24 protein-coding genes are annotated in these 25,419 nt (G+C 68.9%); 21 read left to right on the forward strand and 3 right to left on the reverse strand.

What is annotated here, in order from left to right; all coding sequences use genetic code 11:
- Position 1 precedes the first annotated feature (1 nt).
- From IWX89_RS16335 to IWX89_RS16375, 9 genes are all read left to right on the forward strand, one after another.
- Positions 2 to 544: a DUF1697 domain-containing protein gene (locus IWX89_RS16335; RefSeq protein WP_196904596.1), complete on the forward strand. Its 543-nt coding sequence runs from the start codon at positions 2 to 4 to the stop codon at positions 542 to 544.
- Positions 545 to 673: 129 nt separating this feature from the next.
- The gene (locus tag IWX89_RS16340) at positions 674 to 1,438 is read left to right on the forward strand and encodes a YebC/PmpR family DNA-binding transcriptional regulator (RefSeq protein ID WP_196904597.1); all 765 of its coding nucleotides are present in this window, start codon (positions 674 to 676) and stop codon (positions 1,436 to 1,438) included.
- Positions 1,439 to 1,444: 6 nt separating this feature from the next.
- Positions 1,445 to 2,047, forward strand: a complete 603-nt coding sequence (gene ruvC / locus IWX89_RS16345) for a crossover junction endodeoxyribonuclease RuvC (protein ID WP_196904598.1) — start codon at positions 1,445 to 1,447, stop codon at positions 2,045 to 2,047.
- Complete coding sequence (gene ruvA, locus IWX89_RS16350; RefSeq protein ID WP_196904599.1) at positions 2,044 to 2,667, forward strand: Holliday junction branch migration protein RuvA; 624 nt, start codon at positions 2,044 to 2,046, stop codon at positions 2,665 to 2,667. The genes ruvC and ruvA overlap by 4 nt, the downstream gene beginning before the upstream one ends.
- Positions 2,664 to 3,731, forward strand: coding sequence for a Holliday junction branch migration DNA helicase RuvB (ruvB, locus tag IWX89_RS16355; RefSeq protein WP_196904600.1), 1,068 nt, complete (start codon positions 2,664 to 2,666; stop codon positions 3,729 to 3,731). The genes ruvA and ruvB overlap by 4 nt, the downstream gene beginning before the upstream one ends.
- Positions 3,732 to 3,805: 74 nt before the next feature.
- Complete coding sequence (gene yajC, locus IWX89_RS16360) at positions 3,806 to 4,210, forward strand: preprotein translocase subunit YajC (protein WP_196904601.1); 405 nt, start codon at positions 3,806 to 3,808, stop codon at positions 4,208 to 4,210.
- A gap of 63 nt (positions 4,211 to 4,273) precedes the next feature.
- The gene (secD, locus tag IWX89_RS16365; protein ID WP_196904602.1) at positions 4,274 to 5,992 is read left to right on the forward strand and encodes a protein translocase subunit SecD; all 1,719 of its coding nucleotides are present in this window, start codon (positions 4,274 to 4,276) and stop codon (positions 5,990 to 5,992) included.
- Positions 5,992 to 7,002 carry a protein translocase subunit SecF gene (secF, locus tag IWX89_RS16370; protein WP_196904603.1) on the forward strand — a complete coding sequence of 337 codons (1,011 nt, stop codon included), beginning with the start codon at positions 5,992 to 5,994 and terminating at the stop codon, positions 7,000 to 7,002. Before secD ends, secF begins: the two co-directional genes overlap by 1 nt.
- A gap of 99 nt (positions 7,003 to 7,101) precedes the next feature.
- Positions 7,102 to 9,381 carry a bifunctional (p)ppGpp synthetase/guanosine-3',5'-bis(diphosphate) 3'-pyrophosphohydrolase gene (locus IWX89_RS16375; protein ID WP_196904604.1) on the forward strand — a complete coding sequence of 760 codons (2,280 nt, stop codon included), beginning with the start codon at positions 7,102 to 7,104 and terminating at the stop codon, positions 9,379 to 9,381.
- On the opposite strand, the gene IWX89_RS16380 is transcribed toward IWX89_RS16375, so the two are convergent.
- From IWX89_RS16380 to IWX89_RS16390, 3 genes are all read right to left on the reverse strand, one after another.
- Positions 9,360 to 9,926 carry a hypothetical protein gene (locus tag IWX89_RS16380; protein ID WP_196904605.1) on the reverse strand — a complete coding sequence of 189 codons (567 nt, stop codon included), beginning with the start codon at positions 9,924 to 9,926 and terminating at the stop codon, positions 9,360 to 9,362. The two genes, IWX89_RS16375 and IWX89_RS16380, sit on opposite strands and share 22 nt — an antisense overlap.
- Positions 9,927 to 10,032: 106 nt before the next feature.
- Positions 10,033 to 11,265: a DUF349 domain-containing protein gene (locus IWX89_RS16385; RefSeq protein WP_196904606.1), complete on the reverse strand. Its 1,233-nt coding sequence runs from the start codon at positions 11,263 to 11,265 to the stop codon at positions 10,033 to 10,035.
- 89 nt (positions 11,266 to 11,354) lie between these two features.
- The gene (locus tag IWX89_RS16390; protein ID WP_196904607.1) at positions 11,355 to 12,155 is read right to left on the reverse strand and encodes a peptidylprolyl isomerase; all 801 of its coding nucleotides are present in this window, start codon (positions 12,153 to 12,155) and stop codon (positions 11,355 to 11,357) included.
- 175 nt (positions 12,156 to 12,330) lie between these two features.
- Between IWX89_RS16390 and IWX89_RS16395 the strand changes: the two genes are divergently transcribed.
- From IWX89_RS16395 to IWX89_RS16450, 12 genes are all read left to right on the forward strand, one after another.
- Positions 12,331 to 13,671, forward strand: a complete 1,341-nt coding sequence (locus IWX89_RS16395; protein ID WP_196904608.1) for a replication-associated recombination protein A — start codon at positions 12,331 to 12,333, stop codon at positions 13,669 to 13,671.
- A 231-nt stretch (positions 13,672 to 13,902) separates the two neighbouring features.
- Entirely contained in the window at positions 13,903 to 14,532 is a 630-nt protein-coding gene (rpsD, locus tag IWX89_RS16400; protein ID WP_134524780.1) for a 30S ribosomal protein S4, read from the forward strand.
- 156 nt (positions 14,533 to 14,688) lie between these two features.
- Positions 14,689 to 15,063 carry a DUF948 domain-containing protein gene (locus tag IWX89_RS16405; protein WP_196904609.1) on the forward strand — a complete coding sequence of 125 codons (375 nt, stop codon included), beginning with the start codon at positions 14,689 to 14,691 and terminating at the stop codon, positions 15,061 to 15,063.
- 306 nt (positions 15,064 to 15,369) lie between these two features.
- Positions 15,370 to 15,624: a hypothetical protein gene (locus IWX89_RS16410; protein WP_196904610.1), complete on the forward strand. Its 255-nt coding sequence runs from the start codon at positions 15,370 to 15,372 to the stop codon at positions 15,622 to 15,624.
- Positions 15,625 to 15,675: 51 nt separating this feature from the next.
- A complete protein-coding gene (gene alaS, locus IWX89_RS16415; protein ID WP_196904611.1) occupies positions 15,676 to 18,330 on the forward strand; it encodes an alanine--tRNA ligase in 2,655 nt (884 codons plus the stop codon).
- 3 nt (positions 18,331 to 18,333) lie between these two features.
- Positions 18,334 to 18,804, forward strand: a complete 471-nt coding sequence (gene ruvX / locus IWX89_RS16420; protein ID WP_196904612.1) for a Holliday junction resolvase RuvX — start codon at positions 18,334 to 18,336, stop codon at positions 18,802 to 18,804.
- 2 nt (positions 18,805 to 18,806) lie between these two features.
- Positions 18,807 to 20,099 carry an endolytic transglycosylase MltG gene (gene mltG / locus IWX89_RS16425; RefSeq protein WP_196904613.1) on the forward strand — a complete coding sequence of 431 codons (1,293 nt, stop codon included), beginning with the start codon at positions 18,807 to 18,809 and terminating at the stop codon, positions 20,097 to 20,099.
- Positions 20,092 to 20,982 carry a shikimate dehydrogenase gene (locus IWX89_RS16430; protein WP_196904614.1) on the forward strand — a complete coding sequence of 297 codons (891 nt, stop codon included), beginning with the start codon at positions 20,092 to 20,094 and terminating at the stop codon, positions 20,980 to 20,982. Before mltG ends, IWX89_RS16430 begins: the two co-directional genes overlap by 8 nt.
- 4 nt (positions 20,983 to 20,986) lie before the next feature.
- Entirely contained in the window at positions 20,987 to 22,195 is a 1,209-nt protein-coding gene (aroC, locus tag IWX89_RS16435) for a chorismate synthase (protein WP_196904615.1), read from the forward strand.
- A 61-nt stretch (positions 22,196 to 22,256) separates the two neighbouring features.
- Entirely contained in the window at positions 22,257 to 22,748 is a 492-nt protein-coding gene (locus IWX89_RS16440; protein ID WP_374220534.1) for a shikimate kinase, read from the forward strand.
- Entirely contained in the window at positions 22,745 to 23,896 is a 1,152-nt protein-coding gene (gene aroB, locus IWX89_RS16445; protein ID WP_374220533.1) for a 3-dehydroquinate synthase, read from the forward strand. The genes IWX89_RS16440 and aroB overlap by 4 nt, the downstream gene beginning before the upstream one ends.
- Before the next feature lie 110 nt (positions 23,897 to 24,006).
- On the forward strand, positions 24,007 to 25,398 hold the full coding sequence (locus IWX89_RS16450) for a transcriptional regulator (RefSeq protein WP_307836600.1): 1,392 nt from the start codon (positions 24,007 to 24,009) through the stop codon (positions 25,396 to 25,398).
- Positions 25,399 to 25,419 lie beyond the last annotated feature (21 nt).

Below are 25,419 nucleotides of genomic sequence, written 5' to 3' on the forward strand. Positions count from 1 at the left end.
CATGACCGGCTTCGTCGCGCTGCTGCGCGGCATCAACGTCAACGGCATCACGATCGCGATGAACGACCTCCGCGGCACGTTCGAGGAGCTCGGCCACACCGGCGTGCGCACCGTCCTCGCGAGCGGCAACGTGCTCTTCGACACCGACCAGACGGATGCCCCGGCCATCAAGGCGCGGATCGAACGCGCCCTCGGCGACAGGTTCGGCTACGACGCGTGGATCGTACTCGTCGACACCGGGAGCCTGGCCCGGGTGGTGCGGGACTACCCGTTCGATCCCGGACGGGAGGGCTGGCATCCGTACGTGGTCTTCGGCTCTGAGCCGGCCGTGCTCGACGAACTCGCCACGGCGGCGTCCGGGCTGGACCCGGCCATCGAACAGGCGGCGCCCGGGGACGGGGTGCTCTACTGGCAGGTGCTCCGCAGCGTCGGAATCACGAGCCCGTTCAGCAAGGTCACCGGCAAGGCCAGGTACCGGACGACGACGACGACCCGCAACCTGCGCACCCTGGACAAGCTGCTCGCCGCGCCACCGGCCGGGTGAAGCGGCGCCCCGCCGGGCGCCTCGGGTTAGAATGAGCAGCACCCCATCGGTGCGACGACCACGCGGCATTGCGGCCGGCGGCAGCAGGTCGGCACCGATCCGAAGCCAAGCGAGACAAACGGGAGATTCATGTCCGGACATTCCAAGTGGGCGACAACGAAGCACCAGAAGGCGGTCACCGACTCTCGTCGGGCCAAGGCCTTCGCCAAGTTGATCAAGAACATCGAGGTCGCGGCGCGGATGGGCGGCATCGACCTGTCCGGCAACCCGACCCTGGTCGACGCGATCCAGAAGGCCAAGAAGACCTCGGTCCCCAATGAGAACATCGACCGCGCGGTCAAGCGCGGCGGCGGACTCACCGGCGAGGCCGTCGACTACTCCACCATCATGTACGAGGGTTACGCCGCCCACGGCGTCGCCATCATGATCGAGTGCCTCACCGACAACAAGAACCGCGCCGCGGCCGAGGTGCGCACCACGGTCACCCGCAACGGCGGCAACATGGCCGACCCTGGCAGCGTCGCCTACAACTTCCACCGCAAGGGCGTCGTCGTCGTCCCCAAGGGCAACAACGTCACCGAGGACGAAGTGCTCGCCGCGGTCCTGGATGCCGGCGCGGAAGAGGTCATCGACGAGGGCGACAAGTTCGAGGTCCTCAGCGAGGTGCACGATCTCGTAGCCACCCGCACCGCGCTGCAGACGGCGGGAATCGACTATGACTCCGCCGACGTCGCGTTCATCCCGCAGCTCAAGGTCGAGGTCGACGCCGAGACCGCCCGCAAGGTGTTCCGGCTGATCGACGCGCTCGAGGAACTCGACGACGTGCAGAACATCTACAGCAACTACGACGTGTCGGCCGAGGTCATGGCGGAGCTCGAAGCCGAAAACGAGTAGCGGCCGATGAGCGTCCGGGTGCTCGGCATCGACCCCGGGCTCACCCGCTGCGGTGTGGGCGTCGTCGACGTGGCGGGGAACCGCACCGCGACCCTCGTCGATGTCACCGTGCTGCGGAGCGCCCCGGAGCTGCCGCTGGAACAGAGGCTGCTGCTGATCAGCCGGGGACTCGAGGAGATGCTCGACCGGCACAAGCCGGCCTTCGTCGCGATCGAGCGGGTGTTCGCGCAGAACAACGTGCGCACCGTGATGGGCACCGCCCAGATCAGCGGTGTCGCCCTGCTGCTCGCGGCCCAGCGCGGCCTGCCGGTGACGCTGCACACCCCGAGCGAGGTCAAGGCCGCGATCACTGGCTACGGCTCGGCCGACAAGGCCCAGGTCGGGGCCATGGTCGCCCGCGTGCTCGGCCTCACCGAGGTGCCCAAACCCGCGGATGCCGCCGACGCCCTCGCCCTCGCGATCTGCCATGCCTGGCGCACCGGGATCTCCGGCGGAACCCTGCCCACCGCCGCCGGCGTCCCGTCCGGCACCCTGACCCCGGCCCAGCGGGCGTGGCGCGCCGCCGAACGAAGCTCGGTGTCGCCCGTGCCCCGTAGTCTTAAGCGGTGATCTCCTCCGTACGTGGCCTCGTCCTCTCCGCCCTGGGTTCCACGGTCGTGATCGAGGTCGGGGGAGTGGGCCTGGCCGTCCAGGTCACCCCCACCACGGCGCTCTCGCTCCGCACGGGCACCGAGGCACGCCTGGCCACGACCCTCTTCGTGCGGGAAGACTCCCTCACCCTCTACGGCTTTCCCGGGGTCGACGAACTCTCGGTCTTCGAACTACTCGTCGGCGTGACCGGGGTCGGCCCCAAGTCCGCCCTCGGCGTGCTGGCCGTGCTCACCCCCCACCAGATCGCGCAGGCGGTCGCAGCCGACGACGACGGCGTCTTCCGCAAGGTCAGCGGCATCGGGCCGAAGACCGCCAAGCTCATCGTGCTGTCCCTGGCCGGCAAGCTCTTCGTCACCACCGTGGCCTCCGCGCCCGGCCGCCCGGTCGCCAGCACCGCCGCGGCGGGCGTGCAGGCCGCGCTGATCGGCCTGGGCTGGTCGGAGCGGGTGGCCGCGCAGGCGGTCGAGGAGACGCTCGCCGAAGCCGCCGACCCTGACCAGGTGGGGGTGGCCAGCCTGCTCCGCCTGGTCCTGGCCCGCCTCGGCCCGGCCCAGCAGGCATCGGAGCGTCGCTCATGACCACTAACCCCGGCCTGGCCGGCGACCCCGGCGTCGAAGTGACCAACCCGGTGCTCGAGGGCGAGGCGGAACTCGCCTTCGAGGGTGCCCTGCGACCCCGCAGCCTGGGCGAGTTCGTCGGCCAGCACAAGGTTCGCGGCCAGTTGCAGCTGCTGCTCACCGCCGCGACCATGCAGAACCGCACGCCCGACCACATCCTGCTGGCCGGTCCGCCCGGACTGGGCAAGACCACCCTGGCCATGATCATCGCCTACGAGGGCAACCGGCCGCTGCGGATGTCCAGCGGCCCGGCCATCCAGCACGCCGGGGACCTGGCCGCGGTACTGTCCTCCCTCGTGCCCGGCGAGGTCCTCTTCATCGACGAGATCCACCGGATGGCACGATCCGCCGAGGAGATGCTCTACCTGGCGATGGAGGACTTCCGGATCGACATCATGGTCGGCAAGGGAGCCGGCGCCACATCCATCCCGCTCGACCTTGCTCCGTTCACCCTGGTCGGCGCCACGACGAGGTCCGGCCTGCTGCCGAACCCTCTCCGGGACCGGTTCGGCTTCACCGCGCACCTCGAGTTCTACGCGGAGTCGGAACTGGAACAGGTGCTCGGCCGCGCGGCCGCGCTGCTCGACCTCCCGATCGGCCGGGACGCCCTGGCGGAGATCGCCGGGCGCTGCCGCGGAACCCCGCGGATCGCCAATCGCCTGCTGCGCCGGGTGCGCGACTACGCCCTCGTGCACGGGGGAGACGCCGACCTGGCCGCCGTGCATGCGGCGCTGGAACTCTACGACGTGGACGCGATCGGGCTGGACCGGCTCGACCGCGAGGTCATGCAGATCATCCTGACCCGTTTTGGGGGTGGGCCGGTCGGGTTGAACACCCTGGCCGTGTCGGTCGGCGAGGAGTCGGAGACCATCGAGGCGGTCGTCGAGCCGTTCCTGGTGCGGATAGGCTTCCTCACGCGCACCCCGCGTGGGCGCGTGGCCACTCCGGCGGCCTGGCGGCACTTCGGTCTCGTCGATCCGCAGGGTGCCGCGCCTCCGGTCGCCCTCACCCTGGATGACCTATAATTCGAGTTGGTTCGTCACGAGCCGCTCGCGAATGCTTCGGCCACCGCGCCGCAACCGGAAGGTTTCACAGTTTTATGGATCCGTTGACTCTTGTCATGCTCGCCGTTCTGGCCGTGCTTGTCTTCTTCATGTTCCGCAATGGCCGCAAGCGCCAGAAGGACCAGGCGGCACTGCAGTCCCAGATGGTGGCAGGCGCCGAGGTCATGACCAATTTCGGCATGTACGGCACCATCCTGTCAATCGATGAGGAAGCCAACAAGGTCGCCCTCGAGATCGCCCCGGGCACCGTCGTGCACCTGCACCGCCAGACCATCGCGCGCGTCGTCGAGCCCACCGTGGCCGAGACCGAGTCGGAGGTCGAGCCTGCCCCGACCGCGCAGCTGAACAAGGACGACGCGATCGTCATGGGCGAACCCGAGTTCGGCCAGCGCGTCACCGATGCAGAATCCGACGAAGAACCCAAAAAGGGCGACGCGTAACCAACCCCTCTCCCATGCCCGCGCCATCGGCGCGGGCATGTGATTAGAAAGCTGAGTTTCAAGGTGGCAAAGTCGACTCCGGTCAAGAAGGCCTGGCGTTCCCTGACCTGGCTGGGCGTGATCATTGTCGGTCTCATCGCCCTCAACAGCGCCGGCGTCCTTGCCGGAGGCGGTTCCTGGGCCCCCAAGCTGGCCCTCGACCTCGAGGGCGGCACGCAGATCATCCTCGCGCCGAAGCTCGAGTCCGGTCAGTCCGTCTCCCAGGAACAGCTGAACCAGGCCGTGTCGATCATCCGGCAGCGGATCGACTCGGCCGGTGTCTCCGAAGCGGAGATCAACACCCAGGGCGGCCAGAACATCGTCGTGTCCATCCCCGGGATCCCGGATGACGCGACGATCAACCGGATCGAATCCTCGGCGAAGCTCGAATTCCGCCCGGTCCTCGTTGCGGCGGCACCCTCGGCGGCCAGCGTCGGCGGCGCCACCTCCAGTGCGACCCCGTCGCCCACGGTCGACCCGAACCTCTCCAGCACCCCCACCGCGGTCCCGACCAACGGCAGCGACCTCAGCTACGTCACGCCGGCCCTGCAGGCCCAGTACGACGCGTTCGACTGCAGCAAGATCGACACCTCCAATGTGGCGCCGGCCAAGGAACCCCTCGTCACCTGCGAGTCCGACGGGTCGGTCAAGTACATCCTCGGCCCGGTCGAGGTCAGCGGCCAGAACGTCTCCAACGCCACCAACGGCCAGAAGACCACCCAGAGCGGCGCCACCACCGGCGAATGGGTCGTGAACATCGCCTTCGACGGCACCGGAACCAAGGACTTCGCCACGGTCAGCACCCGTCTCAGCGGGCTGAAGGGTGTGCAGAACCAGTTCGCCATCGTTCTCGACGGCAAGGTCATCTCCGCTCCTCGCACCCTGGCGGTGATCACCGACGGCAACGCGCAGATCAGCGGAAACTTCACCCAGAACTCGTCCAAGACGCTCGCCGACCAGCTCAAGTTCGGCGCCCTGCCGATCAGCTTCACCGTGCAGAGCCAGGACACCATCTCGGCCACCCTCGGCTCGACCCAGCTCGGCAGCGGACTGATCGCCGGCCTGATCGGCCTGATCCTCGTCGTGATGTACTCGCTCGTGCAGTACCGGCTGCTCGGGCTGGTCACGGTGGCCTCCCTGACCGTGGCGGCCCTGATCACCTATCTGCTGATCACGATCCTGTCCTGGCGGGAGGGCTACCGTCTCTCGCTCGCCGGTGTCGCCGGGTTGATCGTCGCCATCGGCATCACCGCCGACTCGTTCATCGTCTACTTCGAGCGGGTGCGCGACGAACTGCGCGACGGCCGCGGACTCGAGTCCTCGGTCGAGGCCGGCTGGAAGCGCGCGCTCCGCACCGTGCTGGCGTCGGATGCCGTGAACTTCCTCGCCGCCGGGGTGCTCTTCATCGTCGCCGTCGGCAACGTGAAGGGCTTCGCCCTCACCCTCGGCCTCACGACGATCGTCGACGTTGCCGTCGTGATGCTCTTCACCCACCCGATGCTGCAGCTGCTCGCCCAGACCCGGTTCTTCAACGAGGGCCACCGGTTCTCCGGGCTCGACCCGCGAGCACTCGGCGCCACCTACCGGGGCAGAGCCAAGTTCGCTCCCTCCCCGCAGCTGCCGTCCGGAAAGCTGGCCTCGGCCAGCCGCGAGGCAGCCAAGCGTCAAACCATCGCCGAGCGCAAGGCGGCAGAACTCGTCGGTTCCAGTACGGATCGGTCGACCGACGGGAAGGATTCCTAATGGCCAGCTTCTCCCAGTTCGGCAACGACCTGCACACCGGCAAGCGTTCGTTCAACATCGTCGGACGACGCAAGACCTGGTACACGGTCGCGGCGGTGATGATCCTGATCGCCCTCGTGGTGCCCCAGCTCCGCGGCGGTTTCGTCTTCGGCATCGAGTTCACCGGCGGTTCCGAATTCGTGGTGTCGGATGTGCCCAAGCAGGACCAGGCGATCGCAGCCAAGGCCGTGAACAGCGTCGTGCCCTCCGCGGTGCCCAAGGTGTCCAACGTCAGCACCACCGGCATCCGGGTTCAGACCGACCAGCTCAGCAGCGAGGCGACCCGTTCGGTGCGCAACGCCCTCGCCGACTCGTACGGTGTGCCGGCCGACAAGGTGACGGCGTCCTTCATCGGACCGTCCTGGGGCGCAGACATCACCGGCCAGGCCCTCCGCGGCCTCATCATCTTCCTCGTGCTCGCCGCCATCGGCATGGCACTGTACTTCCGCACCTGGAAGATGTCGCTGGCCGCCATGGTCGCCCTGCTGCACGACCTGGTCATCACCTCCGGGTTCTACGGCATCACCGGTTTCGAGATCACCCCGGCCGCCGTCATCGGCTTCCTCACCATCCTCGGCTACTCCCTCTACGACACGGTCGTGGTGTTCGACAAGATCAGGGAGAACACGCGGGAGGACGGGCCGGAATCACGGCGCACCTTCGCCGAGTCGGTGAACCTCGCCGTCAACCAGACGCTCGTGCGGTCGATCAACACCTCGATCGTCGCCGTGCTGCCGGTCGGCTCCATCCTCTTCATCGGCGCGTTCGTGCTCGGAGCCGGAACCCTGAGGGACATCTCACTCGCCCTCCTGATCGGGATCATCGCCGGGGCCTACTCGACCATCTTCATCGCCTCGCCCCTCTACGCACAGCTGCGCACCCGCGAACCCGATGTGCGCAAGCGTGACAAGAAGGCGCTGCTCGTGCGCGCCAAGGCCGGCTCGGCCTCCAAGGTCGAAGTCTCCGTGTGAACCGTGCCCCCGGCGCCGGTCATCGGGGCCGCCCGACATCCGGTAACCTGATTCAACTCTGCGAGGGGCGATAATTGGGAGAGGAAGTGAGGTGACGCGATGACCGAGATAACGACTCCACCTGCCTCGGCGTCGTCGGCGGCGTTGCCACCAGCCTCCCTCCGGCGCCTGGTGCCCCGGATATTCTCCCGGGCCCAGCCGGCCGGCGCGGTCGACACCCTGTTGAAGACCGTGCGGATGCACCACCCCAAGGTGGACCTGTCGATCATCGAGCGCGCCTATGCCGCCGCCGAAGGCGCCCACGAGGGCCAGTTCCGCCGGAGCGGCGAACCGTACATCACGCACCCGGTCGCGGTCGCCCAGATCCTCGCCGACCTCGGCATCGGGCCCAAGACCGTCGCGGCGGCGCTCCTCCACGACACCGTCGAAGACACCGAGTACACGCTCGACCAGCTTCGGTCCGATTTCGGCGACGAGATCACGATGCTCGTCGACGGTGTCACCAAGCTCGACAAGGTCAAGTACGGCGACAGCACCCAGGCCGAGACCGTGCGCAAGATGATCGTGGCGATGTCCAAGGACATCCGCGTGCTCATCATCAAACTCGCCGACCGGCTGCACAACGCGCGCACCTGGGGTTTCGTGCCGGCGGAGTCCGCCGTGCGCAAGGCGACCGAGACGCTGGAGATCTACGCCCCGCTCGCGCACCGACTGGGCATCCAGACGATCAAATGGGAACTCGAAGACCTCTCCTTCGCCGTGCTCTATCCCAAGCTCTACGCCGAGATCGAGAGCCTGGTCAAGCAGCGCACCCCCCAGCGCGAAGAATTCGTGCAGCACGTCATCGATGCCATCGTCGACGACCTCAAGGCCGCCCGGATCAGGGGCAAGGTGGCCGGCCGGCCGAAGCAGTACTACTCGATCTACCAGAAGATGGTGGTGCGCGGCCGCGAGTTCGACGAGATCTACGACCTTGTCGGCATCCGCGTGCTGGTCAACTCGGTGCGCGACTGTTACGCCGTGCTCGGGGCCATCCACGCGAGGTGGACGCCGCTGCCCGGCCGGTTCAAGGACTACATCGCCACCCCGAAGTTCAACCTGTACCAGTCTCTGCACACGACGGTTCTCGGGCCCAGCGGCCGAGCGGTCGAGATCCAGATCCGCACCCAGGAGATGCACCAGCGGGCGGAGTTCGGCGTCGCCTCGCACTGGAAGTACAAGGAGCAGACCACCGGGAAGAGTTCCGGCCCCGGCCCGCAGAGCGACACCGACATGGCGTGGCTCGCGCACATCTCTGACTGGCAGGCCGAAACGGCCGACCCCGGTGAATTCCTCGACTCCCTCCGCTACGAGATCGGCGCCAAGGAGGTCTACGTCTTCACCCCCAAGGGCCGGGTGATCGGGTTGCCGACCGGCGCCACCCCGGTGGACTTCGCCTACGCCGTGCACACCGAGGTCGGCCACCGCACCATGGGCGCCAAGGTCAACGGGCGGCTCGTGCCCCTGGAGAGCCCGCTGATCACGGGCGACGTGGTCGAGGTGTTCACCTCGAAGAACCCCGATTCCGGTCCGAGCAAGGACTGGCTCAACTTCGTCAAGAGCCCCCGCGCCCGGAACAAGATCCGCCAGTGGTTCACCAAGGAACGCCGCGACGAGGCCATCGAACAGGGCCGCGACGCCATCGCCCGCGCGATGCGGAAGCAGAACCTGCCGCTGCAGAAGCTGATGAACCAGGACTCGTTCGCCGAGGTCGCCGCGGTGATGAAGTACGAAGACGTGTCGGCGCTCTACGCCGCCGTCGGCGAGGGTCACGTTTCCACCCAGTCCGTGCTCGAGAAGGTCGTCGCCACGCTGCAGAGCGTGGAGGAGAGCGACGCGACCGACCTTCCCTTCGCCCCGCACGGCAGAACCCAGACTCTTCGCAACAGCGACTCCGGGATCCTCGTTCGCGGCGCCCCCGACATCCTGGTCAAGCTCGCGCGCTGCTGCACCCCCGTTCCCGGCGACAAGGTCGTCGGCTTCATCACCCGCGGGGCCGGGGTGTCGGTACACCAGGCGAGCTGCCGCAACGTTCAGTCCCTGCTCAAGGAACCCGAGCGGATGATCGACGTGGACTGGGCTCCGACCTCGAAGAGCCTGTTCCTGGTTCAGATCCAGATCGAGGCGCTCGATCGGTCGGGTCTGCTCTCGGACGTCACCCGGGTGCTCTCCGAACACCACGTGAACATCCTGTCGGCCACCGTGCACACCTCGAGCGACCGCCTCGCGATCAGCCGGTTCGTCTTCGAGATGGGGGACACCACCCACCTCGACCGGGTGCTCAACGCGGTCCGCCGGATCGACGCCGTGTACGACGTCTACCGGGTCAACGACGGCTGACGACAGCCCTCGACCGCTGCGAGGCGACCCAGAGCGAGGCTCCGAAACGGGACGTAGGCCCGGTCGCAGCGCTCCAGCGCCTGCTCGGCGCCGTCCGGCCCGCAGAGGTTGAGCAGTGCACCCATCAGCGGGATGACGTCGACGTCGGGGTCCGGCCAGCGGGCGAGGTCGATCACGGTGCGGAGGGGCCGGGTGACCCGGAGGCCGGTGAGCGCTACCGTGTCCGTCGGCGGGCAGGTCACCTCGCGCAGGATGAGCCTGGCCGAGGGTTGCAGATGCACCCGGGCGCCCACGTCCACGCAGAAGTGATGGCGGCGAGGCTCCGGTGCGAACCCGAGGATCCAGGCCGCGGTGAGGCGTTCAGCGATCGCCCTCGGCGGCACGAGGAGCGCCGCGGCCTGCGCCCGCGTGGCGGGGGAGTCACGCTCGTCGACCGGGCACCAGAAATCGCCGAGGCCGAACAGCTCACCGTCCAGCCGGGCGCTGCACAGCTCAGCGACGGGCAGGTCACGGCCGGAGAGAACGGAACGCAACCTGGTCGTCATCCGCCCAGAGTGAAGCCGTCGTGGGCGGCCGGACAAGCGAAACGGGGATCTGTGGACAGATCCCCGTTCTCACTGCTGTGGACGAACCGGGCGCGCCGGCGCCGCCCTACTGCCCAATGGCCTTCAACCACGCCTTGCGGGTCTCCAGGGCCTCGGTCGCCGCGGCGATGGCTGCGGCATCCTTCCCGGCCTTCGCCTCGTCCAGCTCAGACTCGAGCTTGGCGATGGCGTCATGCAGTTGTCCGGCGAGACCCTCGGCACGGGCCTTCGTCTCCGGGTTGTTGCGCTTCCAGTGGTCGTCGTCGAGCTTGCGCACGGCGGCCTCCACCTTGCGCATGCGGTCTTCGACAACCTTGACCGAGTCGCGCGGAACCTTGCCGAGCGCGTCCCAGCGGCGCTGGATCGAGCTGAGGGCCGTGCGCGCCTTGGTGCGGTCGGTCTCGGTGAGCAGCAACTCGGCCTCGGTGAGCAACTCGAGCTTCTGGGCCAGGTTGCCCGCGAACTCTTCGTTGTCCTGGGCGTCGATCTCGCTCTTGACCGAGTAGAGCACGTCACCGGCGGCTTTGAACTTGGCCCACATGGCGTCGTCCTGCTTCTTGCCGCTGCGCCCGGCGGACTTCCAATCGTCGAGCAGGCTGCGGTAGGCGGGGATGCCGTCGGCGCCCTTCGGGGCAAGCGCCTCGGCCTGCTCGATGAGCTGCTGCTTGCGGTTGCGAACGTCCTTGTGGGCGCTGTCCAACTCGGCGAAGAACGCCTTGCGGTTCTGCTCGATCGTTGTGCGCGCGGCACGGAACCGCTTCCACAGGTCGTTGGCCTCGCCCTTGGGGATGCGGGGTGCGTCGTGCTGGTGCGCCTGCCACTTCGCGAAGAGCGCCTCCAAAGCGGCGCTGGTCTGCTTCCACTGCGTCTTGGCCGGGTCCTCCGCGGCAAGCGCCTCAGCCTCGGCCACGATGGCGGCGCGCTCAGCGACGGCAGCGGCGGCCGCTGCCTTCGCCTCGGCGCCCTGCTGCTCGGTGAGCTCGCTCACGGCGCCGCCCAGGGCACCGAGGCGAGCCGCGAGGGCAGCGAGGTTGCCGACGGCGTTCGCGGTGGCCACGGCCTCGGTCAGGTGCGCGACGGACTTCGCGATGTCTGCCGCGGGGGCGCCGCCCTTGGCGCGCTGTTCGAGGAGCGTGACTTGTCCGTTGAGCTCAACGTACTTGCGCTCGAAGTAGGCCAGGGCCTCTTCCGGGGTAGCGTCCGGGTACTGTCCCACGGCACGTTCGCCGGTCGCCTCGCGCACGTAAACCGTGCCGGATTCGTCTACGCGACCCCATGGTTGCTGATCTGTCGTAGTCAAGAGCCTCACCTTTAAATGTCGTTGTCTGCCCACGAATGAGCCAATACCCGGTCAAGCCTATTGCAAGGCCGACCGCTGTTCGCCTGAAACTACTTAACTGATACCTGAGTGATGGTCGTCGGGACGACGGGCTTGCCGTCCGTGGCACCGCCCTCCACCCCTGCGGCCACGATCTCGGCCTTCACCCGGTCGAGTCCGCTGGTGACCCGGCCCAGTACGGTGTAACCGCCCACGGCGTCCGCCGGGATGGTCGTGTCGTCGTAGACGATGAAGAACTGGCTGCCCATGCTGTAGGCGTTCCCGCCCTGGCGGGCCATGGCGATGGTGCCGGCCGGGTAGACGCTGTCGGCGGGGGCGTTCTCGACGGGGCCGTAGCTGTAGCCGGGGCCGCCCGTGCCGTCGCCCTTGGGGTCGCCGCACTGCAGAACGGAGAATCCGCCGGTGGTGAGGCGGTGGCAGGACACTCCTTTGTAGAAGCCGGACTTGACCAGGCTGATCATCGACGACACGGCCTGCGGGGCCGCGGCGCCGTCGAGCTCGATCCCGAGGGGGATGCCATTGAGGTCCATGGTCCCGGTCCAGTTGCGGTCCTCTGCGAGGGTGCTGGGGGGCACATCGCCGGTGTTCGCTCCCGCGGCGGCGGTCGGCGTGGCACTGGGCGTGGCCCCGGCCGACGCGGACGGCGCGGGGGTTCCCGGTCCGCCGTTGAAGAAGAAGACCTGCGCGACGATGGCGAGCACGATGACGACGGTGACCCCGGCGCCGGCCAGCACGTTGTCGCGCACGCGTCGCTTCTCCTGGTGTTCGTGCACGGCGCGACGGGCCTGGTACGCCCGGACTCGGGACCTGGCCTCGCGGGTTTCGCGGTCTTGCTTCTTGTTCGGTGCCACGTCGAATCCTCCAGGGGCTGCCACAGGGGCCAGGTCAGACAGGGAAAATCGGGGCGCGCGCGCGAGCCCGGACCACGTTGAACTCTACGCCAGCATCGTTCGGCGCCCGTCCAGCCGCGCGGACTGCGCCCGATGCCTGATCGGCCCCGTCACCGGCACAAACTACGCTGGACCCATGGTCGAAGTTCAACCGGGACTGCGCAGCGGCGCCACCCCCCTCGCGGTGCGGATGCGTCCGACCTCGCTGGCCGAGGTCGCCGGGCAGCGGCACCTGCTCACCCCGGGCTCCCCGCTGGTCAGCCTCGCCAGCGACAAGACGGGGGAGCAGGGCTCGGTCTCCGTCATCCTCTGGGGTCCGCCCGGAACCGGGAAGACCACCCTGGCCCAGGCGATCGCCCACAGTTCCGGTCGCCGGTTCGTCGAACTCTCGGCGGTGAACGCCGGGGTGCGCGACGTGCGCCAGGTGATGGAGGAGGCCCGCACCAGCCGGGACCTGTACGGACTGTCCACCGTTCTGTTCCTCGATGAGATCCACCGGTTCAGCAAGGCCCAGCAGGATGCGCTGCTGCCCGGGGTTGAGAACGGCGTGATCATCCTCGTCGCCGCGACCACCGAGAACCCGTCGTTCTCGGTGATCTCCCCGCTGCTGTCCCGGTCGCTGCTGCTCACGCTCGAAACCCTGAGCGACGACGACCTCGGTATCGTCGTCGACCGGGCCGTCACTGACCCGCGCGGCCTCGCGGGGCGGTTCACCCTGCACCCGGATGCCAGGGCCATGATCATCCGCCTCGCCTCCGGCGACGCCCGGCGGGCGCTGACGGCCCTGGAGGCGGCATCCGTCTCCGCGGCCACCGCGGTCGAACCCGGCTCCGACGAGCCGGCGCTGATCACCACCGAGATCGTCTCGCTGGCCGTGGACCGGGCGCTGCTGCGCTACGACCGCAACGGCGACGAGCACTACGACATCATCAGCGCCTTCATCAAATCCGTGCGCGGTTCGGATGTCGACGCCTCCCTCCACTACCTCGCCCGCATGATCGAGGCAGGGGAGGACCCCCGGTTCATCGCGCGCCGGATCATCGTGCTCGCGTCGGAGGACATCGGCATGGCCGACCCACAGGCCCTGGTCATCGCGGTGGCCGCCGCCGACGCGGTGCAGCTGATCGGCATGCCGGAGGGTCGGATCCCGCTCGCCCAGGCCGTGGTGCACCTGGCCACCGCCCCGAAATCCAACGCCGCCTATCTGGCGCTGGACAAAGCCATCGCCGACGTGCGGGCCGGCAAGACCGGCCGGGTTCCGAAGCCCCTTCGCGACGCCCACTACGGCGGGGCGAAACGGCTGGGCCACGGCAAAGGGTACAAGTACCCCCACGACGACGCCCTCGGCGTGCTCGCCCAGCAGTACCCGCCCGACGAACTCAGGTCGGTCACGTACTACGAACCCACCGAACACGGCAACGAGCGTGAGGTGTCCGCTCGGCTCGCGAAGCTGCGCCGGATCATCCGCGGCCGGTAGCGGGCAGGCTGCCGGCGGGAGCGCACGGGGAAGTTCCGCTGTGGTAACCTGATCAGGCCTACAACCGGTCTGGCATGCGGCTGCGTCCAGACCCACGTTGAGGGGATTCCTCTATAGCCGAGGATCCCGTGGCACCACCCCTCTGATCTCCCATGACGCCCGGCGTTCTCTTTCGAGAGCGCCAGCGCCCTGGATTCCCCGTTTTGTTTGCAGTTCCATCGAAAGGACACCGTGTCTACCAAGTCACGTACCCGCAGTAAGACCCGCCTCTCGCGGGCACTGGGCATCGCCCTGACCCCCAAGGCCGCGCGCTACCTCGAGAAGCGTCCTTACGCTCCGGGCGAGCACGGCCGCACCAAGCGCAAGACGGACTCCGACTACGCGGTGCGCCTTCGCGAAAAGCAGCGCTTACGCGCCCAGTACGGCATCCGCGAGGCACAGCTCAAGATCGCCTTCGAAGAGGCACGTCGCGCCCAGGGCCTGACCGGTGAGAACCTGGTCGAGATCCTCGAGACCCGTCTCGACGCCCTCCTTGTGCGTTCGGCCATCGCCCGCACCACCGCGCAGGCTCGCCAGATGGTTGTGCACCGTCACATCCTGATCGACGGCCAGCTCGTCGACCGGCCCTCCTTCCGCGTGAAGCCGGGCCAGCTCATCCACGTCAAGGCCAAGAGCGAAGGCATGGAGCCGTTCCAGGTTGCCGCTGCCGGCGGTCACGTCGACGTGCTCCCGAAGCTGCCGCCGTACCTCGAGGTCGAGATCGACAAGCTGCAGGCGCGCCTTGTGCGCCGCCCGAAGCGCATCGAAATCCCCGTGACCTGTGAAGTCCAGCTCGTCGTGGAGTACTACGCGGCCCGCTAGGTCCCGATTCAGCCGCATCGCCGCCGCGCGGTGCATCTGAACTACGCTGGAGAGCGGATCACCCTTCGGGGTGGTCCGCTCTTTCGTTTTTGTCCCGTCGCGCCCGGTCGAGTGCGGCGCCTCGTCGCATGCCGAATCTGGAATGGATGGTTGTCAATGTCAGGTGGGGATATCGCCGGTCTGATCGCGGCCGCCGTGTTCGCGGTCCTTGTCGGCGTGCTCGCGGTTCCACTCGTGAAACTGGGCCGCGTCTTCGACGAGACGACCGCGGCCATCCGTGAGCTGAGCCAGAACGTCACGCCGATCCTCGAGGAGACGACCACCACCATCCAGGAGACCAACAAGCAGCTGGCCAGGGTGGACACCATCACCGGCAATGTGGCGGATGTCACCGGCAACGTCTCCGCGCTGGTCGCGCTGGTCGCGGCGACCGTCGGCGGCCCGCTGGTCAAGCTGGCCGGGTTCTCGGCCGGTGTGCGCGCGGCGTTCCTGGCCGCCCGGCCGTCCCGCGCCCGCCGCCGCAAGGGCTAGGCCCGCTCGACCCGCTCCGAATTCAGGTGTGAAACCCGGAACAGTGCGACGGATGCCCGGCCCGGCCTTGAGCGCGGGCTCTACTCCTGAATTCGGAACACACGCGATCGGCTCGGGATCATGGCTTCGGTCATTCGGAGACAGCGCGAGGTCGGCTACGCTGGAAAGGTGCCGGTCGAGTCTGGGATTCACCGGCTTGCCCGTGTTCGACGGCGTGACCGACCCGCAACTGCCGTCCAACGCATGTCCCACCCCGCATCAGGGGCTCCGCAATCAGGGTCTCCACACACCACAGGGAGCATTGTCATGAAGAACTTCATCTGGTTCGTCGTCGGCGTCGGCGTCGGACTTGTCATATCCCGCGAAGCCAGCAAGACGCGCCAGGGCAAGCAGTTCTTCAGCGACCTCGACACGAAGGCCCGGGAATTCGGCGAAGCCATCTCCGAGGGCTATCGCAAGCGCGAGGCCGAACTGCGCGATGCGATCGGCGATGCCGCCGCAGGAGCGACCGACGTCGCCACCGACGCCGGCAACGCCATCGGAAACCTGGCCAAGCCGTAGGCTGCCCACCCGGCAACCCTCTCCATCTCGTCTCAACGAACTACGGAACACATGCAGACTGCTGAAATTCGCGGGCGCTGGCTCGACTTCTTCGCGGATCGCGGGCACACCGTTGTCCCCTCCGCCTCGCTCGTCAGCGACGACCCCACACTTCTCTTCACGGTTGCCGGCATGGTGCCGTTCGTGCCGTACCTGACCGGTCTGGTGCCTGCCCCGTACCCGCGGGCGACCAGCGTGCAGAAGTGCATCCGCACCAACGACATCGAAGAGGTCGGTAAAACGCCGCGCCACGGCACGTTCTTCCAGATGAACGGGAACTTCTCCTTCGGCGACTACTTCAAGGAACAGGCGATCGGCTACGCCTGGGAGTTGCTCACGACGTCGGAGGCGGACGGCGGCTACGGCTTCGCGGAGAAGGACCTCTGGGTCACCGTCTACGAAGACGACGATGAGGCCTTCCGTTACTGGAGGGCTCTCGGCCTGCCGGAGGCGCGCATCCAGCGCCTCGGCATGGACACGAACTACTGGTCCACCGGCCAGCCCGGCCCCGCGGGTCCCTGCTCGGAGATCTTCTTCGACCGCGGCCCGGCCTACGGCATCGACGGCGGCCCGGCCACCGACGACGACCGGTACGTCGAAATCTGGAACCTCGTCTTCATGCAGTACCTCCGCGGTGAGGGCACCGGCAAGAACGACTTCGTCATCCTCGGTGACCTGCCCAAGAAGAACATTGACACCGGCATGGGTCTCGAACGCGTCGCCTTCCTCAAGCAGGGCGTCGAGAACATGTATGAGATCGACCAGGTCCGCCCGGTCCTCGACCGCGCCGCCGAGCTGTCCGGGCGCCGCTACGGAGCCTCCCACGACGACGACGTGCGGATGCGGATCGTCGCCGACCACGTGCGCTCCTCCCTGATGCTGATGAGCGACGGTGTAATGCCGTCAAACGAAGGTCGCGGCTACATCCTGCGCCGGCTGATGCGCCGCAGCGTGCGGGCGATGCGCCTGCTCGGCGTGGACACGGCATCCTTCACCGAACTCTTCCCGGCGTCCCGCGACGCGATGGCGAGCGCCTACCCGGAGGTCAAGACCGACTTCTCCCGGATCAGCCAGGCCGCCTACGCCGAGGAGGAGACCTTCCTCCGCACCCTGGCCAGCGGCAGCAGCGTGCTCGACCTGGCCGTCGCGAAGACGAAGCAGGCCAACAAGAGCGTCCTGCCCGGCCAGACCGCGTTCCTGCTGCACGACACCTACGGGTTCCCGATCGAGATCACCCTTGAGATGGCCGAGGAGGCCGGGCTGAGCGTGAACCGCGACGCCTTCGACACCCTGATGAGCAAGCAGCGGGCGATGGCCAAGGCCGATGCGAAGGCCAAGAAGACGCACCTCGCAGACCTCTCCGTCTACAGCGCGTTCCGCGCCGAGGGTGAAACCACCTTCACCGGCTACGAGACGCTGCAGACCGAATCGACCGTGCTCGGCATCATCGTCGACGGCGTCTCCGTCACCAGCGCCGTGGCCGGCGAAATCGCCGAGGTGATCCTCGCCGAGACCGCGCTCTACGCCGAATCCGGCGGCCAGGAAGCCGACGCCGGACTCATCGTCGGCACCGGCTACGAGCTCGAGGTCATCGATGTGCAGAAGCCCGTCAAGGGCCTGATCAGCCACAAGGTGCAGGTCACCAGCGGCGAGGTCGGCGTCGGCGACCAGGCCACCAGCGTGGTCGACCCCGACTGGCGCCGCGGCGCCCGCCAGGCGCACTCCGGCACCCACGTGCTGCACGCCGCCCTCCGCCAGGTGCTCGGCCCGAACGCCCACCAGTCCGGTTCGTACAACAAGGCCGGCTTCTTCCGACTCGACTTCTCCTGGAACCAGGCCCTGTCCCCGGCGACCCGCAGCGAGATCGAGGAGATCTCCAACAACGCCATCCGCGACAACCTGCCCGTCACCACCCGGGAGCTGCCGCTGGCCGAGGCCAAGGCGCTCGGCGCCATGGCCCTCTTCAGCGAGAAATACGGCGACCGCGTGCGCGTCGTCGACATCGGCGGTCCCTGGTCGCGGGAGCTCTGCGCCGGAACGCACGTCTCCACGAGCGCCGAGATCGGCATGATCAGCCTGGTCAGCGAGGCATCCGTCGGTTCCACCAACCGGCGGGTCGAGTCCCTGGTCGGCCTCGAGGCGTTCCGCGACCTCGCCGCCGAGCGTTCCATCGTGTCCCTGCTCACGTCGAGCCTGAAGACGCCGAAGGAACAACTGCCCGAGCGCATCAACGACCTGGTCCTGAACCTCAAGGCCGCCGAGAAGAAGATCGCCGCGTTCGAGGCGCGGGCGCTCACCGACAAGGTGCCCGCGCTAGTGGCCACCGCCGCCCGTGCCGGCTCTGCCATGGTCGTGGCAGAAAACCTCGGCACCCTGGGCTCCGCGGACGACCTGCGGATGCTCGTCACGGCCACCCGGGAGCGACTCGGCAGCGATCCGGCGGTCGTCGCCCTCGCCGCGGTGGTCGCCGACAAGCCGGTGGTCATCGTGGCCACCAACCAGGCGGCCAGGGATGCCGGGCACCGTGCGGGAGCCCTCGCCAAGCAGGTCGCCGGGATCCTCGGCGGCGGCGGCGGCGGAAAAGACGACCTCGCCCAGGGTGGCGGCACGAACGTCGCGGCCATCCCGGCCGCCCTCGCAGCCGTTCGCACCACCGTCGCGGGCTGACCGGTGCGACACGGCGTGCGGGTCGGGGTTGACGTCGGCACGGCCCGGATCGGCCTGGCCAGGAGTGACCCGCACGGCATGCTCGCGACGCCGGTCGAAACCGTCAGCCGCGACCACTCCGGCACCACCGACGTGGTGCGGATCGTGGCCGTGGTCGCCGAACTGGACGCCATCGAGGTGGTGGTCGGCCTGCCGCTGGCTCTCTCCGGCAACCGGACGGCGTCCACCAACGACGCCGTCGGGTTCGCCGAGACGCTCGCGCGCAGCCTGCCCGTGCCGGTGCGGCTGGTCGACGAGCGTCTCTCCACCGTGGCCGCGCAGTCCGTGCTCCGGGCGGCCGGGCGGAAGGCGAAGACCCAGCGCCCAGTGGTCGACCAGGTTGCCGCGACTATAATTCTGCAGCACGCCCTGGACACCGAACGTGCCCTCGGAATGCCACCCGGCTCGCCCGTAGCTCCGACCGAAGGGCCGTAACCTTGTCGAATCTTCCCCCTGAGCCCGTTGACCCGCCGGGCAGCCCAGACCCCGTCGACTGGGATGCGTTCCTCGGCGGACGCGCACCGGGGGAAGACGCCCTGGGTGCCGAGCCCGTCGTCGCCGCCCCGGTGACACCGTTGCCGTCCCGGCGCACCGTCCGCGGTTCGCACATCGGCGGCACGCGATCCGGCCGGCGCACCCAGCTCGCCCCGCCCCGGGAGAAACGCAGCCGGAAGGGCGCCTGGGGCTGCCTGATCGTGCTCCTGGTCCTGGTCGGCCTCGTCGCCGGCGCCGCGGCATTCCTGCAAGGGCCGATCGGCCAGCTGGTCGCCAGCGTGCAGGGGCCGGCCGACTACACCGGCACCGGCGAGAAGAAGGTCGTCTTCATGATCCACGACGGCGAGACCGGGCAGGACATCGCCCACGCCCTGGCCGACAAGGACGTGGTCAAGAGCTTCGACGCGTTCTACGACCTGCTGCTCAAGGAATCTCCCGCCCCGGTGTTCCAGCCCGGCGCCTACCAGCTCTCCTCGAAGATGAGCGCCCGGGCGGCGCTCGACGCCCTTGCCGACCCGGCCAACAAGCTCAAGCAGACCGTGGTGGTGCCGGAGGGCACCGCGGCCGTCGACGTGCTCCAGCTGATCAGCGAGGGCACCAGCCTGCCGCTCGCCGATCTCACGGCCGCCGCGGCCGACCTGGCCTCCTTCGGACTGCCGGCCGAGGCGACGTCCCTCGAGGGCTTCCTGTTCCCCGCCACCTATACCTTCCCGCCGGGGGTGTCGGCGCACGACGCCGTGAAGACCCTCGTCGACCGGCAGTTCACGGCCCTGGACGATGCCGGGGTCGCCCCGGCCGACCGGTGGCGCACCGTGGTGCTCGCCTCGCTCATCCAGCGGGAAGCTGGCCTCGCCCCCGACTACTACAAGGTCTCCCGCGTCTTCCTCAACCGGCTCGACCCGGCCCAGTGGGAGAGCGGGCTCCTCCAGTCCGACGCCACCGTGGCCTACGGCACCGGCAAGACCGACCTCGTGACGACGACGGATACCGAACGCGCCGACGCAGGCAACAAATACAACACCTACGTGCACCCCGGGCTTCCCGTCGGGCCGATCTCCAACCCGGGCGACCTCGCCATCGACGCGGCCCTGCACCCGGCGGACGGCAGCTGGCTGTTCTTCGTCACCTGGAACCTCGACACCGGGGAGACGATCTTCTCCACCACCGCGGACGAGCACGAGGCCGCCGTGGTGAAATGGCAGGCCTGGATGAAGGAGCACCCCGAATATGGTTGAGTCCACCTCGTTCACCGGAATTCCCGGGGGCAACCGGCTCGCCGTGCTCGGCTCGCCGATCGCTCACTCGCTCTCACCCGCCCTGCACCGGGCCGCGTACGCGGCGCTGGGCCTCGACTGGCGCTACGACGCCATCGACGTCCCGGCAGGCAGCCTGGGCGAGTTCCTCGCCGGTCTCGACGCCGACTGGCGCGGCCTGTCGCTGACCATGCCGTTGAAGCATGAGGTGCTCGGCCACCTGGCCGGCCTCGACCGCGTCGCGACCGTGACCGGCTCGGCCAACACGGTGCTCGTCGGCCTGGCCGACGGCCGGCGCACCCTGCACGGCTTCAACACCGACGTCACCGGCATGGTCAGGGCCCTGGCCGAAGGCGGGCTGAGCCGCGCGAGCCACGTGACCGTGCTCGGCGCCGGAGCGACCGCGGCCTCCGCGATCGTCGCCGCCGCCGAGCTGGGCGCCGAAACGGTCGAGGTGCTCGCGCGCACCCCCGCCAAGGCCGCCCCGCTGGTCGAACTGGGCCGCAGCGTCGGGGTTGTGGTGACCGTCGCCTCCTGGGCCGGCACGTCCGAGCCCGGTCGCGCCAGCGACCTCGTGATCAGCACCCTGCCCGGCGGCGTCACCCCGCGAGACGACTTCCCGGCCCCGCTGCGCAGGCAGGCACTGCTCTTCGACGTGAGCTACTCGCCGTGGCCGAGCGCCCTGGCGGCGTCCTGGCTCGAGGAGGGCGGCACGGTGATCTCCGGGCTGGGGCTGTTGCTGCACCAGGCCCTCGTGCAGGTGCGCATCTTCGTGAGCGGCGATCCGTTCGAACCGTTGGCCGGCGAGGACGCCGTGCTCGCCGCGATGCGCGGCGCGCTGACCCGACAGCCTGTGGAAGAATAAGCGCATGCTTCGTTGGCTCACCGCCGGAGAGTCCCACGGCCCCGAACTCATCGCCATTGTCGAGGGTTTGCCCGCTGGGATCCCGGTCTCTCTTGATGCGATCCGCCTCGATCTCGCGCGCCGCAAACTCGGCTACGGCCGAGGCGCCCGGATGTCGTTCGAACAGGACGAACTGAACCTCTCCGGGGGAGTACGGCACGGATTCACCCTCGGCGGGCCGGTCGCCCTGCGGATCGGCAACACCGAATGGCCCAAATGGGTCGACGTGATGAGCCCCGAACCGGTGGACGCCTCGGCAACCACCCGCGGCCGCGGCGCCCCGCTCACCCGCCCCCGCCCCGGCCACGCCGACCTGGCCGGCATGCAGAAGTACGGCTTCGACGAGGCCCGCCCGGTGCTCGAGCGCGCCAGCGCCCGGGAGACCGCCGCCCGGGTCGCCCTCGGTGCGATCGCCCGGTCCTTCCTCGCCGAACTCGGCATCACCCTGGTCAGCCACACCCTCGCGATCGGTCCGGTCCGTGTTCCGGAGGACTCACCGCTGCCGACCGCGGCCGACGTCGACCTGCTCGACGCCGACCCGCTGCGCTGCTTCGACGCCGCCACCTCGGCCCTGATGGTCGCCGAGGTCGACCTCGCGCACAAGGAGGGCGACACCCTGGGTGGTGTCGTCGAGGTGCTCGCCTACAACCTTCCCCCCGGGCTCGGGTCGTTCGTGCACTGGGACCGTCGCCTCGACTCGCAGCTCGCGGCCGCTCTGATGGGGATCCAGGCGATCAAGGGGGTCGAGGTCGGCGACGGCTTCCTGAGCACGACCCGCCGCGGCTCCGACGCGCACGACGAACTCGTCCAGGCTGACGGGGCCATCCAGCGCGTCAGCGACAAGGCCGGCGGCACGGAAGGCGGCATGAGCACCGGAACCGTGCTGCGGGTGCGGGCCGGCATGAAGCCGATCGCCACGATCCCGCGCGCACTGCGCACCGTCGACGTCGCCACCAGCGAGGCGGCCCCGGCGCACCACCAGCGCTCGGATGTCTGCGCCGTGCCGGCCGCCGGAGTGGTCGCCGAGGCCATGGTCGCCCTCGTCCTCGCCAACTCGGTGCTCGAGAAGTTCGGCGGTGACGCCCTCGAGGAGACCAGGCGCAACCTGGAGTCCTATCTCGCGCACATTCCCGCGAACCTCAAAACGGGCGCGTCGAGCGACGCCTCCCTGTGAGCCGTCGGCGCTCGACGACCCGGTCAGGGTCGGGGCGGAGAGCGTGACGGAGCATCCGTTGCTGCCCCTGGTGCTGATCGGTCCGATGGCCTCCGGCAAGTCGAAGGTGGGTCGCCGGGTCGCTAAGGCCCTCGACCTCCCCTTCATCGACACTGACACCCGGATCGTGGCCGCTCACGGTTCGATCCGGGAGATCTTCGAGACGCACGGCGAGGAGCACTTCCGTGCGCTCGAACGCCAGGCCGTCGCCGACGCCATCGCCGAGGACGCCGTGGTGTCCCTGGGCGGGGGAGCCGTGCTCGACCCTGCCACCCAGGCTGCCCTCGCCCGGTGCACCGTGATCTACCTGAGCGTCTCCGCAAACGCCGTCAGGGCCCGCATCGGCGGCGGGAAACGTCCCCTGCTGAAGGACGGCCTCGCCGACTGGAAACGCATCTACGCCGAACGCCGGCCCCTGTACGAAGCGCTGGCGAACGTGCGCTTCGACACCTCACATCGACCGCTTGACGTCATCGCCAGAGACGTCGTGAAATGGGTAAGAAAGAGATCGTGACCGGAACAACTGTGCCTGAATCCACCGTGCCTGCAACCACCGACCCGACGTCCGCCGTGCCGGCCCCCCACGACGCGGCGACGACCGTGATCCGGGTGGGCGGCACCGAACCGTACCCGGTCATCGTGGGCCGCGGCCTCGTCGGCGACATCAGCGAACAGCTCGGCGACAAGGTCGCCAAGGTGCTGATCGTGCACACCTCCACCCTCGGCGCGAGGGCAGTGGCCCTCCGCGAGAGCCTGCTGGGCCGCTACGAGGTGCTGATCGCCGAGGTGCCCGACGCCGAGGCCGCGAAACGGGTCGAGGTTGCCGCGTTCTGCTGGCAGGTGATGGGTCAGGCCGACTTCAGCCGCACGGATGCCGTCATCGGCTTCGGCGGCGGCGCCGTCACCGACCTGGCCGGCTTCGTCGCCGCCACCTGGTTGCGCGGGGTGCGCCTCGTGCAGATCCCGACCAGCGTGCTCGGCATGGTCGACGCCGCCGTCGGCGGCAAGAACGGCATCAACACCGCCGAAGGCAAGAACCTGGTCGGCACCTTCTACGCGCCGACCGCCGTGATCTGCGACCTCGACGTGCTCGACGACCTCCCGCGCAACGAGATCCTGGCCGGTTTCGCCGAGATCGTGAAGGCCGGCTTCATCCAGGTTCCCGAGATCCTCGACATCGTCGAAGCGGATGTCGCCGTGGTGACCGACCCGACCACACCCCAGTTCCGGCGGGTGCTCGAGCTCGCGATCGAGATGAAGGCGCGCGTCGTCGGCGAGGACTTCAAGGAGGCCGGGCTGCGCGAGATCCTGAACTACGGGCACACGCTCGGCCACGCCGTCGAGCACGCGGAGCGCTACGGATGGCGCCACGGTGCCGCCGTCGCGGTCGGGATGATGTTCGCCGCCGAGCTGGCCCGGCTGAGCGGCCGGCTCTCGGACGAGGCCGTCGACCGGCACCGCCGCATCCTCGAGTCCCTGACCCTGCCGACGAGCTACCCGGTCGGCCGCTGGAACACCCTCCTGGCCACCATGCAGCGGGACAAGAAGACCCGCAGCGGAATGCTGCGATTCATCGTGCTCGACGACATCGGCAAGCCGACCGTGCTGGAAGGACCCGACGCGTCGCTCCTGTTCGCCGCGTACCAGGAGATCGGTTCCTGACCGGCGGTGGTTGTGCAGGCTGTGCAGGCATCCGGTCTGGTGTGTCTAGAATGACAAACGACCGGCGGATGGACCTCGGTCGCCCCTGACCCAGCCGATCGGAGGTTCGCGTGACGAGTCCGTGGACCGTAGACCCGACCGGCGACCCCGGCCCCGGACTGTTCATGAAGCTGGAACAGGCACACGAGGCCGCGCTCACCGACCGGATCGTGCGCTCCGGAGTACGCCGGCTTGTGCAGGAATCCTGGGACCGGTCGCTCACCCTCCGCCTCGACCCGTCGAAGCCGGCGCCGGAGCGCGAGCTCAGCGCCGAGGAGCTCCGGGAGCTGCGCGACCGGCATCCCCTCGCCGCCGTTCTGCCCGTGGTGCACAACCTGCTGATCCGGCATGCCTTCGCCTCCGGTCTGATCGTGGCCATCGGGGACGAACTCGGCCGCCTGCTCTGGATCGACGGCGACCGCGTCGTTCGGCGGAAGGCCGAGGGAATGCTGTTCGTGGAGGGGTCCGACTGGTCGGAGCGCCGGGTGGGCACCAGTGCACCCGGAACGGCCCTCGCCCTGGACCACGGCATCCAGATCCAGCGCGGCGAACACTTCAGCCAGCTCGCGCATCCGTGGAGCTGCACCGCGGTACCGATCCACGACCCGGACACGGGGGCGATCCTCGGCGTCATCGACATCACCGGCGGCGCGGAGGCGGTGGCTCCGCAGACCCTCCCACTGGTCGAGGCCGCTGTGGCCGCTATGGAGGCCGAGCTGCGGATCCAGCGGCTCAGCCGCCCGGTGGGCCCACCCCGGACGACCAGGCCCCACACCGCCGCCGTGTTCGCGCCGGCGCCCATGCTGCCGACGGCGCCGATCCGCACCCTGCCCGCGCGCCTGGACGTGCTCGGCCGCGATCACGGACGACTCGAAGACGGCACGACCTCCGCCGTGATCAGCCCGCGGCACGCCGAGATCCTCACCCTGCTCGCGTGGAATCGCGACGGCCTGTCCGCCGACCGGCTCTCGCTGCTGCTGACCGACCAGTCCAACTCCGTCGACAACCTCCGCGCCGAAATGGTGCGATTGCGCCGGGTGCTCGAACAGGCGACCCCGCGGATCGGTATCGCCTCACGGCCGTACCGCCTGGAGTCGGCCATCGACCTCGACGCCCTCCGCGTACTCGCCCTGCTCGAACGAGGGGCGCACCGGGTGGCGCTCGGGGCGTACCGGGGGCCCGTGCTGCCGAGTTCGACGGCGCCCGGCATCCTCGAGATCCGGGCGGAGGTCAGCGCTCGACTGCGCGAAGCCATGCTCAGCGACGCCTCGGCCGAGCTGCTGCTCGAGTACGCCCGCACCGACGAGGCCACCTACGACAGCGAGGTGTGGCGCGCGTGCCTTGAACTGCTTCCCGCACGCTCGCCCAAACGGGCATCCGTCGTGGCCAGGCTGAAGCGGATCGAGGCGGAACTCGACCCCGCGGGCGCCGCCGCGGATGCCCGCAACCTGCCGCAACGGTGAAGCAACCTTCCCTTTCCTAGG

The organism is Cryobacterium sp. MP_M3 (genome assembly GCF_015752155.1).
Taxonomy (GTDB): Bacteria; Actinomycetota; Actinomycetes; order Actinomycetales; family Microbacteriaceae; genus Cryobacterium.